The organism is Zarconia navalis LEGE 11467 (genome assembly GCF_015207075.1).
GTDB classification, from domain to species: Bacteria; Cyanobacteriota; Cyanobacteriia; order Cyanobacteriales; family Geitlerinemataceae; genus Zarconia; species Zarconia navalis.
Genome location: NZ_JADEXN010000001.1, coordinates 1 through 12,250 on the forward strand (window position 1 = coordinate 1; position 12,250 = coordinate 12,250).

The 12,250-nt window shown below is 49.6% G+C and carries 13 protein-coding genes; 6 read left to right on the top strand and 7 right to left on the bottom strand.

Translation table 11 applies throughout. From position 1 onward, the window contains the following. Positions 1-1,632, bottom strand: a 1,632-nt coding sequence (locus IQ235_RS00005; protein WP_264319443.1) for a filamentous hemagglutinin N-terminal domain-containing protein, incomplete at its 3' end; no start/stop codon positions are given. A gap of 423 nt (positions 1,633-2,055) precedes the next feature. Here IQ235_RS00005 and IQ235_RS00010 point away from each other — a divergent pair. Further along, entirely contained in the window at positions 2,056-2,184 is a 129-nt protein-coding gene (locus IQ235_RS00010) for a hypothetical protein (protein ID WP_264319444.1), read from the top strand. Positions 2,185-2,319: 135 nt separating this feature from the next. On the opposite strand, the gene IQ235_RS00015 is transcribed toward IQ235_RS00010, so the two are convergent. Further along, a complete protein-coding gene (locus tag IQ235_RS00015; RefSeq protein WP_264319445.1) occupies positions 2,320-3,957 on the bottom strand; it encodes a photosystem II high light acclimation radical SAM protein in 1,638 nt (545 codons plus the stop codon). A 387-nt stretch (positions 3,958-4,344) separates the two neighbouring features. Between IQ235_RS00015 and IQ235_RS00020 the strand changes: the two genes are divergently transcribed. From IQ235_RS00020 to IQ235_RS00030, 3 genes are all read left to right on the top strand, one after another. After that, positions 4,345-4,725, top strand: a complete 381-nt coding sequence (locus IQ235_RS00020) for a DUF1830 domain-containing protein (protein ID WP_264319446.1) — start codon at positions 4,345-4,347, stop codon at positions 4,723-4,725. Positions 4,726-4,923: 198 nt separating this feature from the next. Continuing rightward, a complete protein-coding gene (locus IQ235_RS00025; RefSeq protein WP_264319447.1) occupies positions 4,924-5,475 on the top strand; it encodes a hypothetical protein in 552 nt (183 codons plus the stop codon). Positions 5,476-5,720: 245 nt separating this feature from the next. After that, on the top strand, positions 5,721-6,524 hold the full coding sequence (locus tag IQ235_RS00030; RefSeq protein WP_264319448.1) for a carbonic anhydrase: 804 nt from the start codon (positions 5,721-5,723) through the stop codon (positions 6,522-6,524). 20 nt (positions 6,525-6,544) lie between these two features. On the opposite strand, the gene IQ235_RS00035 is transcribed toward IQ235_RS00030, so the two are convergent. Next, positions 6,545-7,060 (bottom strand): DUF2396 family protein, encoded by a 516-nt coding sequence (locus IQ235_RS00035; protein ID WP_264319449.1) that lies wholly within the window; start codon positions 7,058-7,060, stop codon positions 6,545-6,547. A 164-nt stretch (positions 7,061-7,224) separates the two neighbouring features. On the opposite strand from IQ235_RS00035, the gene IQ235_RS00040 reads away from it, so the two are divergent. Next, complete coding sequence (locus IQ235_RS00040) at positions 7,225-7,821, top strand: tellurite resistance TerB family protein (protein ID WP_264319450.1); 597 nt, start codon at positions 7,225-7,227, stop codon at positions 7,819-7,821. On the opposite strand, the gene IQ235_RS00045 is transcribed toward IQ235_RS00040, so the two are convergent. Then, positions 7,807-8,748 carry a formylglycine-generating enzyme family protein gene (locus IQ235_RS00045; protein ID WP_264319451.1) on the bottom strand — a complete coding sequence of 314 codons (942 nt, stop codon included), beginning with the start codon at positions 8,746-8,748 and terminating at the stop codon, positions 7,807-7,809. The two genes, IQ235_RS00040 and IQ235_RS00045, sit on opposite strands and share 15 nt — an antisense overlap. Before the next feature lie 369 nt (positions 8,749-9,117). Between IQ235_RS00045 and plsY the strand changes: the two genes are divergently transcribed. Beyond that, on the top strand, positions 9,118-9,813 hold the full coding sequence (plsY, locus tag IQ235_RS00050) for a glycerol-3-phosphate 1-O-acyltransferase PlsY (protein WP_264319452.1): 696 nt from the start codon (positions 9,118-9,120) through the stop codon (positions 9,811-9,813). 26 nt (positions 9,814-9,839) lie between these two features. Here plsY and IQ235_RS00055 read toward each other — a convergent pair whose 3' ends face one another. From IQ235_RS00055 to IQ235_RS00065, 3 genes are all read right to left on the bottom strand, one after another. Beyond that, a complete protein-coding gene (locus tag IQ235_RS00055; protein ID WP_264319453.1) occupies positions 9,840-10,394 on the bottom strand; it encodes a hypothetical protein in 555 nt (184 codons plus the stop codon). A gap of 54 nt (positions 10,395-10,448) precedes the next feature. Then, the gene (locus IQ235_RS00060; protein ID WP_264319454.1) at positions 10,449-11,480 is read right to left on the bottom strand and encodes a PulJ/GspJ family protein; all 1,032 of its coding nucleotides are present in this window, start codon (positions 11,478-11,480) and stop codon (positions 10,449-10,451) included. A gap of 75 nt (positions 11,481-11,555) precedes the next feature. Then, complete coding sequence (locus IQ235_RS00065) at positions 11,556-12,242, bottom strand: hypothetical protein (RefSeq protein WP_264319455.1); 687 nt, start codon at positions 12,240-12,242, stop codon at positions 11,556-11,558. Positions 12,243-12,250: the final 8 nt, after the last annotated feature.

Here is a 12,250-nt window from a genome sequence, read left to right on the forward strand (position 1 = left end):
TCGTCCATCCTCGGACGCACCGCTCAAATCGATCGATTCGGCAGTCACGGTGAGATTCCCACCGCGTCCCCCACCAGCCGCCGATGCAGAAATTTGCATCCCATCGGCGACGACAATCTGACCTGCATCCACCCTCAGATTTCCCGAATCGCCTGCTCCAAGGCTGGTACTGAAGAAACCGCCCGGAGATAGCTGCCCTCCCGGTACGCCTCTCAATTCGATCGTCTCGGCAGCAATGGTGACATCTCCGCCGTTCCCTTGACTCGTGGAACTGGTAACCGCACCGATAAAGGTGTTGTCGAAGGAACGTAACTCCCCAGCACTCAGGGTAACATTGCCCGAATTTCCCATCCCTGCGGTTCCGGCTAAAACCACAGATCGATCGAACCGCGCCGTTCCCAAAACATCCAATGTCAAGTCTCCTCCCTCTCCAGCAACGAAGGTTGTGGTCATAATGCCAACTTGGTTAATGGCGCGCAACTCCTGAGTTTCGATGGAGAGATTTCCGGCTTTGCCAGTGGCGGCACTAATACTGTACAGTCCATCGCGCAACGCCAGGGGATCGATCGTGGCGGCGACGAGTTCTGAGAGTAAGTCTGTCGGGCGCGTTCCGGTAATTTCAAGTAAGTCGGTGCGAACGCTCAAACCGCCGCTGGTTCCTTCGCCAAAAGTAGAAGCGGACACAAACGATCCGTCTCGTAGGCGCAGAGTTGTTCCTTCAATTTCAATACCGCCACCGTCAAAGGAACCAAAAGTATCGGCGACAAAGCGAGAATTTCGATCGAGAAAAATCTCTCCCCCGCGAACTTGAATCCGTCCTCCTCCCAAACCACTAGTATTGACACTGGCGTTCTGAGTCAGTTGAATCGTTCCGATGGGTGCATTAGAACTCGAAAACGGAGCATCAAAAATCACCGTTTCATTACTGCCCGAGACCAGATCGATCGCCCCGTCGGGAGCCGTTAGATATCCCCCTTCTAAGGCAATATTTCCCCCCACAACTCTCAAAGTTTGGGTAGGTTGGACGGCGAGTCCGATGGGATTGCTATCGAGAGCGACACGAGAGCGAGCGATGATGTTGCCGGGATTTGAACCCAATTGCAAACCAATGGGAACGCTCACGGTGAGTAGGGGAGAATTGTGCGGTTCGGCGGCATGATAAAGACTGCCATCTTCAAAGAGCAAACTCTCGGCGGTACTCGGAACAAATGACCCACCAATGTCAAGGGCTGCGTTCGGCCCAAATACGATTCCAGCGGGGTTGAGTAGGAATAAATTCGCCGTTCCATTAGCTCGAATTAACCCATCAATATTGGAGATTTCTCCTCCAGTAATGCGGGCGATAATATTGTTGATGGTGAGGGCATTATCGAAATAGGCAGTCGAACCAGTTTCGAGATTGAAGCGATCGAAGCTATGGAAAAGGTTATCGCCCGCGACCGTTCCTCTAGTAATTTGTTGTAGTGTGCCTTCGATTTCGACGCTCGAATTGTTGGGTAACGTATCATCGGGAAGGATTTGGGCCAGGAGGGTTTGGGGGTTGCAGATCCAGCTAAAACTAAATAATACGATCCCCAGTTTCAGGCGAATCGAGAATTCAAGATTAGATACATCTATTTTTTTTGTATTCATCTTGTTTAGTTTCTTATTTTATTGCTTCAGAAGTCACTTTAAGCCGATTCACCTAAATTTATCTAAAAGCTTTCACCCAAAAGTAAAATATTTTCGATCGCGTTTCAATTCAAACTTTATAAATTCTATTTTAGTATTTCTGTCTAATTTGATAGAAAACTCAAGAAGCTAGTAAGAAATACTGACTTTCCAAAACTAATTAATAAATTAAATCTCCAGGTTTCTATAATAGAATATAATCAATCTGAAATTGAATTTTGAAGCAATATCATCGATATTTCGAGGTGTTATCGCAATTTTCAGAGTCTTAGCACTTTCAAGAAAGAGTTTTGAGAAATGTGAGTTAGAAATCGATCGTATCGACAGAGAAACAACGGCAACTCGAACCTAGCAACACTTGGGTTGACGAGGTCTCCATAACCGATGATTGTTGTTTTTGCACTCGATGGCGAAAGGATTGAAACGATCGAGCCGAGCTTTGGCGATCGGCGACTTTCCTGCTTGCCTGTATCTGATACTAGTAACGATCGCCTGCGACCATCCAACCTATAATTTGGGTCACCCGTCGGATCGGGCTATAAATTGGCGATCGTATAGAACTACATGCCAAAAATATAGAATTCCGGAACATTTTGGACAAAAGGGTAAAGATATGGGAAATGGAGCGCTTAACTGATACCAATGAATTTATCGACCGCCAATAAGGGCGCCAGACGATTTCCCACTCGCGCTGCCCCCAATGGCTTGTTTTTCTTCCGGTTTCGAGGGCGAGTTCATCGGTGCCGAAAGAGCTTCGCTCAACTCGGCACAACCCAACCGTTCTTCTAAAATCTGCATCACCTCGCGCCCGAAGTCATCGGAATTGCGCTGCCACGCCTCCAAACAAATCTCCCCGAAAAAGGTTCCCAAGGGTTCGGGATTCCACAGCAACTTCCGTGCCGTCCAGGGCATCAAGCTCATCGGATCGTAGTCGGGGGAGATGATTCCTTCCTCGAAGGCATATTCTTCTAAATGGGTGTGGGGTTGCAACCCGATAAAAAAGATCGCCGGTTCCACTTTATCTGCCCCGAAAATCCGTTCGAGTTCGCGATGGTAGGCGATGGTTTGCCGAATCGTATCGAAGGTTTCGTCGATGACGTTAAAGGAGTAGTTCACCGACACCAAATCGTTGAATCCAGCAGCTTTCAAATCCCGGCAATTTTCCAGAACCACGCGCAGGTTGTAGCCCATTCGCATTTTACGCACCAGTTTCTGGGAACCGCTGGTAATGCCGATTTCAAAATAGTTCATCCCCGTTTTCACCATCAAATCGCACAGTTCGGGGGTGAGGTTATCGGCACGAATGTAAGCCGCCCAGTGAATATCGTCCATCCCGGCATCGATAATTTTTTGTAGCAGTTCGATCGCATCGTTGATAAACCGGCGGGCGGGAATAAACTGGGCATCGGTGAACCAGAAGTTGCGAATGCCGCGATCGTACAACTGTTGCATTTCGGCAACAACTTCCGAAGCGGGGTTGATGCGAACTTGTTTTCCTTCAATCACCGTATAGATGCAATAGCAGCAGTTGTGAGGACAGCCGCGTTTGGTTTGCACTCCCAAGTAGAAGTCGCGATCTTGTAGGTAATAGTCGAACTCGGGCCAAATACTCTCGATATAGTTGTAGTCGCAAGCGGTTTTCTCGATCGGAGTGGGGGCTTCGTGGATCGTATCCTTCCGAGGCTGGGTTTCTCCAACAACGTAACAGCGTTCGCTGTGAATATCTTCGCCTCGCAGGAGTTTTGCCAGTAAGGCTTCTCCTTCGCCAACCGAAACGATCGTCCCTTGGGGTAGGCTGCGTCCGAGTTGCTCGTAAAAGACGCTCACTGCCCCACCCCCAACAATCGCTCGGGCTTCGGGATGATATTTTCTCGCCCGTTTCAACCCCCGTTTAATTAATCCCAAATTGCGCCACAGTTCGGTATAGTAGGATGCGGCCAAACGCAGACCTCCAAGTGCCCCGCGCAGCTTCACCGCAAGATTTTGGGCGTAGTAAAACTCGAAAGCGTTTTGTAAGGGATTGCCGCCGCGTCCGCCCACAGGGGCATAAATTTGGATATCGCGCCAAGAAAAAACTAACAGGGTGGGTTGAAACTCGTCGATACAGGTATCTAAAGCCCGAGAAAAGTCTAGAGGTGGAACTGCACCCAAGTCGAAGATGCGCTGTTCGAGCGCCGGAAATTGCTTGCGAACGAAATCGGCTAGATAGACGACTCCAATGGGAAAGATTGGATTACAGGGAAGGCGAACGTATAAAACTCGATTTACGATCGGGGAGCTGGTCATATCGAAATCTTTATATAACTTAACTTTTAAGATACCATTTATTCTAGGAGTTGATGGGCGCTTTGCCCCTCGGGCGGGCGATCCCCAGCCCCGGCGAGAGATTTGTTCGTGTCGATCCGATCGCTCCGAGATCGCGCCATCGATCTCCTAACTCGTCATATTCAATCGGAACGAGATTCTTAATACCCGATCGCCATTAATTTTTCGATCTTTTGGCGAAAAATTCCAAATATCGTGCTTTTTTCGGACTTCTAACTTTTCAGCTATCTCCGTAGAAATGCTGACTTGGTAGTCACTTTTACAGCTAGTGGGGATCGCAAAATGTTAGTGTGCGGATATAACAAGCAATCAATATTGTTTCACCTGGTAAATCACCCACTTATAGCTATGGCTCAAATCCTCGATCCCTTACCTTTAGGAAGCGCCGATCCGATTACTTGCTGCTACGTCAACGCTACCAGCCAGATCCAAATTGCCCGGATTACCAACGTGCCGAACTGGTACTTCGAGCGTGTTGTGTTTCCCGGACAGCGTCTAGTTTTTGAAGCGCTCTGCGAGGGGCAGCTCGAGATTCACACGGGAATGATGGCTAGCGCAATTCTTTCCGATACGATTCCTTGCGATCGTCTAAGACTTCAGCTCGTTGAGAGCATTGACAAGGATTGTAACCCTCAAAGACCCTCAGAGAATGTAAATAATTATGAAGTCCCGATCTCGGACGAGTCAACCCATGCATCGAAACAGAAGGTTCTGGCTTCTGTAGATTAGGCGAATTTCGCCTTCGATTAACCCTCGCAAGTCAGCGAGAATTGGTAACAAAAGTAGACCCTGCGCACCACCAACTGAGATGGTATCTACAAGGGATTTAGGATGTGGCAATCTAAAGTAGAGTGCCGAACCAGAACGCAGGCTGCCATCGCGTCCCAATTCTCGTTGATTCTTACTTTTTAGCTTTACCCAACGACCGTGTCCCCAACTCCCCAACCTCTCGAAAGCACGCTGTATCGAATTTCCCCCCTCATTCGGATAACTTTACTAAGTTTGTACGTTGCCCTCACCCTTCCCCTGCCGGCGTTATCGAGTCACGCGCACGCACCCGTCTCTCCAAAATTTTTAGGGGTGGGGATCGCTATTGGATTCGTTGCATTATACGGAGCGCTCAGCGAGCGAGTATTATTGGACGATCGGGGAATTCAAGTGACTTATCCGAAGTGGGTTCCCCAAATTTTTCGCAAAGGCTGGTTTCTACCGTGGACCCAAATCCAAGCCCTCAAACCACGCTCTACGGGTCAGGGAGGATTGGTGTACTATTTCCTCGATAAATCGAGTCAAGGGTATCTATTGCCCGCGCGAGTGGCCGGATTTGCACGCTTGGTGCGTCAGGTGGAAGCTCGGACGGGAATCGATACCACTGATGTTCGTCCCCTGGCCCAGCCGTGGATGTACCTGATTTTACTCGGTTGTACGTTGATGCTGTTGCTCGTTGATGGGTGGACGGTGTTAACGGCTTTCGGATAAGTCTTTCGATGACGCTCGACATCTGAAAAAATCTCCTCAACTTTTTAGAAAAGTCTTAAAACTTTGTTAAAGTCTTTAAGAGTACTAGATCGACCGCGTTTGAAAACGTGAGATCTAGCATCAAAAGGCATTTCAGTTGCTTGTTTTCCGGGACGGGGTGAGGGTGCGATCGCCCGATCGGTTTAGCCTCAACCGGCTGAGTGCCCGATCGCCAACCTATCCGCCTCGGGAGTCGAAAACGTTCTATGAAAAAACTGATTAGTGGACTGCACCAGTTTCAGACCAGTTACTTCAGTACCCACCACGCTTTATTTGAGGAACTCGCGCGCGGTCAAAACCCCAGAGTTCTATTCATCACTTGCTCCGATTCTCGAATCGATCCCAACCTGATCACCCAAGCGCAAGTTGGCGAACTGTTCGTCATCCGCAATGCCGGGAATATGATTCCACCCTTCGGAGCGACCAATGGCGGCGAAGGGGCCGCTGTCGAATATGCAATACAAGCTCTAGATATCGAGCAAATTATCGTCTGCGGTCACTCCAATTGCGGAGCGATGAAAGGATTGCTCAAACTCAGCAAACTCGAAGAAGATATGCCGCTGGTGTACGATTGGCTCAAACAAGCCGAAGCCACCCGTCGCTTAATTAAAGATAACTATCCCGATCTAGAAAGCTCCGAACTGTTAGAGCTGACCGTAGCCGAAAACGTCCTCACCCAAATCGAAAACTTGCGGACGTATCCAGTCATTCACTCTAGACTTCATCAAGGCAGACTGCACCTACACGCTTGGGTCTACAATATCGAGTCCGGAGAAGTGCGAGAGTACGATCCGACGCGCCACGGTTTCGTTGACCCAGACGGATTTGTAGAAGCTTCTATGCAGGGTTGCACGCTCTCGCAATCTCCATCGGTGCGGCTTTTGGGACTCGAACCCGAATCTGCATCATCAACCGATAAGACGATGACGTACAACAGGACCTCTAACCACGACTCCTGGCTTTCGCCGGAACAACGGCAACGGATTTATCGAGGTTCGGCATCGCAATAGGTTGGCCGATCGCTCGAGCTTTACATCCGCAAACGAGAATTCCCCGTCGAACTGAGGCGTCGCTGACCGAGGCGCAGAAATAGGATCGCTGGAAATTGGTAGTATTCCATCACCAGCCATGCCACGCAAGCAAAGTGTGCCCCCAACGTCAACCCAGCCCAGGCGAGGGGAAACCAGCCCCAGGCACTATCGGGAAGTGGGGGGAAAACGTACGCCCCGAGAGCGACGATCGAGGTTGGCAAGAGAACAAACGCGATCGCCAAACACCAAACCCATCCATTGAGAGGATCGACATCCCGATGGGTGGGTTTCCATTTACGACCGTTCCATCTCCACGCAAGTGGCGGCGAACTATCCACCACTTGCACCGATTGCTTCGCTAGGTTGGCCGTAAAGATATGGTTGCAGGTATTGCAGCCAAAAGCTTCCGTGAGGACGAGTGCGGAAATTTGACCGCGACGGCACGCCGGACAGCGATACGCGCCGCGAAAGTTGAGTGGGGTGACAGATGGGGAAGGACTCGCAGACTGGGTCATATTCGTGGTTGGGCGATCGAACTTTAAGGCTTATATTGGGCAGTCGATCTACGATTGTAGTCTTAGGTCGTCTAAGACCCAGAAAGCCTCGGGATTTTGTAATCTTTCTAGTGGCTGAAGTCCCACTAGTTTTATGATGGTTCAAAAGATAGGTAAAGTAATTCATGCAGCGAGTGCCGATTAATCCCGAAGCGATCGAGCTCTTGGGGCAAATCGCCGGATCTCAACTCGATCGAGAAGGCGTCACCGGGACGGATATTTTCTCAGCCTGTCTGGTGTGGGTGCTGCTAGGGACGTTATTTGTGGATGGCAAGCTCGAAGAGCGAGAAACGCAGCAGCTACAAACCGTTCTCGATCGAATCATCGACCCGAAAAGCGATCGCTCTTCTTTTATCCAAGCCGTCTTGCAAGGAATTCGCCAGAAAAAAATCGATCGAAAACCCGAAGATTTACGAATTTTAAGCGCTTCGCTATCGGTGGCAGAAAAACTGTTACTCGTGGGCTTTAGTTGTCAGATGTCGAGTGTCGATGGTCAAATACATCTCAAAGAACGGCAATATGTGGGGGCGATTGCCAGTTATCTTCAGGTCAATGACAAATATGTTGCCGTTTTCGAGGCGAATTTTGGGGTGTCCGAGGCAGCGGACGATCGGGCATTAAAAGAAGTGTACGATCTTCTCGATCCGACCCGGTTTCCATCTCCCGATTCGGTATTAGTCGAAGCGGCCCGTTATTTGCGAGAACACTTACTTGCGAACTAGCCGAAATCCAAACAGAATATGGCGCGATTCGATCGGGCGAGCGTGTTGGTAAGCCCCGCGACAAAACCCCGGTAAGTCATCCCAGGAACAGCCTTTCATAAGGCTGACTCGTTGCAATCCTCTTTGGTAAACGCTCGAGGTAAATTCAAAGACATTTCCCGCCATATCTTCCACGCCATAAAGACTGCGGCTGGTAGGATACAAGGCGACCTCACTGCTTCCTTGAGGTTCGCTGCCCGCCCAATTCGTTCCATCGGCATACCATTGATTGCCCCAGGGGAAATAGCGTCCGTCCGTACCTCGCGCTGCCTTCTCCCATTCCAATGCGCTCGGTAAGCTATAGGTGCGATCGTCTTGTTGTCCTTTCCAGTCGGCATAGGCTCGCGCATCCTCGTAGGACACTAAAACCACCGGATGCTGTCCTTGTCCGTCTGGATACGTTTGACGATTCCAAAGGTAGGGTTTGACGGTGGAATAGGGATGAACGAGGAACCCTTGCTGTTGGTAATCAAACTCAGAAATAGCGGGTGCGGGGTAATCGGTAGCACGGACGAACGTTTGATATTGCTCGTTCGTCACCAGGTTTCGACCGATACAAAATGCTGGTAAATCTCGTTCTTGGCGATCGCGTTCGCGATCGAACCAACCTTGTTTTCGCAATCTCGATTCGGTGCGATCGACTAATTCCGTACTTTCGGCAGCGGCAACAGCCGAAATTTCATAAGCGTAGTCTCGTTCGGCATCATCGCTGCCGCGAATGAATTCCCCTCCCTCAATCCAGACAAACTCTTCATCGCTTTCGCATTTCTCGCGGGCAATTGCGATCGGTTCGGGGCGAGGTTTGAGGAAGTACCAACCTAGGAAAATTGCGGCGATCGCTACTCCGACGCTCAGTGCCCCCCATTTGATTTTCTGTTTCTGGTTCACGCTTCGATATTATCCGCAACTTCCACAATCCGCACTCGAACAGAGATCGATACCCAGCGCCACACTTGCCACAATCACCAAAATCACCACACTCAACATCGGTATAGCAGCCGCTACAGTCACCATAGTTACAGCTATTCTTGTAGACCTTCCGATGCCACTGTCGTTTTTGCTGTCGTTGCCAATGTCGTTTCGACCGTCATTTTCGATAGTCGTCTAGAATCCCGATTTGAACTGGACTTCCCACTCGCATTTGCAAAATTTGGTTGGCTTCCCAACAGGCAGCAAATCGTTGCCGTGCCACAACAGTAGCTTCAACCAATCCCCATTACAATAGTGGGGATCGTTATAAGTTTATAAAATTATCTTATGGTGTTGTGGTTAAGTGCCAACGGGCTTTTACTCATTGTCGCCTACCTGCTAGGTTCCACACCCACGGGGTATTGGTTGGGTTGGGGGTTGCAGGGAATTGATATTCGCCAGCAGGGTTCGGGTTCCACCGGAGCAACGAACGTGTTGCGAGTTCTGGGGAAAGGGCCGGCAATATTGACTTTGGCGATCGATATTTTCAAAGCGGTGGCGGCGATCGTTCTGGTGCGCGGATGCTACTCCCGATCGGCGATTGCACCTTTTATTCCTAACTCCGTCGATCCAGAAAGCTGGTTACCGTGGATGGTGACTTTAGCTGGTATTGCGGCAATCTTCGGACACAGTCAATCCATTTGGCTAATACTCAAAACGAAAGATCCCAATCTGACAAAAGGGGGAAAATCTGTGGCCAGTGCCTTGGGGGTATTGCTAGCGATGGCGTGGCCGGTGGGATTGGGAGCATTGGGAATTTTTGCGATCGTGTTGGCGATTTTCCGCATCGTCTCCCTCAGTTCCATGTTGGCGGCGATCGGGGTTTTGGCACTGATGCTCTTCACCCATCAGCCTTTAGCCTATTGCTTGTTCGGAGTAGCAGCGGCGGTGTATATTGTCTTCCGCCATCGGGCGAATATCCAGCGATTGCTCGAGGGAACGGAACCTCGCTTGGGGCAAAAGTTAGCTGGGAGTGTAGAGTAGTCGATCGCCCCGTGGCATTGTTGTCCTTAATTGCAGTCATCATCTCTGCCAGTTTGAAGAGATCCCAGGATGGTGGCAACAACAACGCAGCGCTTGGGACCTTCGCTATCGTTGACTGTCGTAAACGTAATTTGACCGATCGGCTCGTTCCCCCCTTGTGCGTCAAACCACTCTTCATCAAGACTTCCCCGATCTTGAAAGCGGACGCAGTAATTCGCTTCGGCAGTGCATTGACTTCCGAGGTTGCTACTCTCCAAAATTTTTACGGTATTGGAGTCACCATCTAGCAAATCTTGCCATATAGGATTGTTTGAGGGAATGTGAACAGACCATTGGATGCGATCTCCTTCTTGTCTAAAGCCAGCTTCCCAAGTCTGTTTTTGCCGAATGGCTTTGGCTTGAGCCGATCGCATTGCCTGTAGGGCTTGGTCTTGGGCGGAACTAACTCGCTTTCGATCGAGAAAAGCCAGCCAACTCGGAGCGGCGATCGCTGCCAAAATCCCCGCCATGACGACAACTACTAGGGCTTCTGCGATCGTAAAGCCAGCAACCGTATCTCTCGGGTTTCGTTGCCTTAACATAAATTTGCCTCCCATTCCAATGAGCCGATCGAGTAAGATTACTGTAAGCTAAGATTACTGTGAGGGAGCTTTATTCCGTACCCCTCGATTGAGAACTTGAGTGGCAATGGTCGGCATAAATCCTTCGTTTACCGTATCAATGCCCGGCTTACCTTTGGCGTTCCCTCGAATAAAGAGAATCACTTTTTGATTGAAAGCTCCCGTGGACTGTTGGACTCTAAATTGTGCGGGCAAGAGGACGCAGGCATAGAAATTACGCATTTGCGGGAATGACTGCGCTGCCAAGATCTCGTCGCTGGGAGTTAGCTGATAATTGGGCGGACAGTTGACTTCCGGACTCGTATCCTGAATTTCAGGAATTTCGTTCATCGGTCTACTATCGACGAAATCGACTAACGTATGGATGCGACCTTGAAGATTGGGGGAGCCATTGGCAGCAGAACGACCATCATCATCCAAAGGCCAATTGACAAATGTTGTTGCATCAGTGGGATCTGCATATCCCGTAACGACCTGTCCTCTCCGATCGAATTGGGGCAACGTGTAGCGCTGAATTCGTGCTAAGCCTTGCCAAGCTTTGCCTTCCTCCTGTCTCGTCAGGTGGTATACCACGAGAGTGTACATCCGCCCTTGCAGGCAAGGAACTGTCTGATTGCCAACCCTGAGCGGAGTCTCGGCAGTGGAAGTAGCACACTGGTTTATAAGCGCATCGGGTAAAGGATCTAGTCTCCAAAAAGCAAGAATGGGGACGCTATTCTGGGGAACGGGAACGTACTGTTGCGCGAAAATTCCCGAACAGTTATTTTGACCGACCAAACACTGACCGTCATAGACGTAAACGGCTTCTCGGATATCGGTACTGATATAGTCCAGTGCCATTTGCATCTCGCGCTGGGTTTCGGTGCGAGCCGTTTCTCGAGCATCTGTTGTGAGCAATTCCACAACTAAACTCAGCAATCCCACCACAATCAGAGAAGCAATGATAATCGAAACTAACAGCTCGGTCAATGTAAATCCAGACTGTTTCTGTTTTGAGGACGATCGCCCGAATTGAGTCAAAAAAAATTTTATGTATTTAAAAGACATGAGTTTTCGCTTCATTTCAACCCAGCGCTCCGATAAATATTACATGGATTTAAATCGATGCAAACCATCAACTGATTATTCTAAAAACTGGCGATAGCCATCTAAGGAACCATCTTTATCTCCTTGAGCTAGCGCCGTAGACATGACCGCTAAAGGATGAGTTCTTTGTTGGCCTTCTCCTGTTGTCAGTTTTAACGAAGCCTGTTTTTTTTCTGCATTTTGTAACTCTGCATTTCTGTAATAAACTCTGACTCCCATGTTGAACACGATCGGAACTCCAGGAGTAATCGGGCCTTCCACATCCTTATATCGAAACGTTTGCACGAAGAAGTCCGCTTCGCAGTCACCATTAATATCAATGGGTAAAGCCTGATTGACTGGCACTTGCTTGGGGTTTACATCGTAGTCAGAGCAACTGTAGTTGGTCGATTGCAGCGCTGAGTACTCGCTACCGGGAGGATTGACATCATCCAAACTGGCTGCACCCGCAGCTAGTGCGGGAAGTTGTTCGATATTACTCGCATCGAGGCCTTGTTCCACGAGCACTCGAACCTGATCGATTTGACCGTGAGCCAGTTGCAGGGCTTGCTCTGCCCGACGATTTTGAACTCGGGTCGCTACCGATAGAAAAATGGGGGGGGTAATGGCAACAGCCACAGCCGATACCATCACAACCGCGATCAGAGACTCCATGAGTGTTAACCCTTCCTCTGAGGGTCGAGCCGTTCCCAGAATTTTAAGTTGTTTTTTCAATTGATTCATGGGTTCGT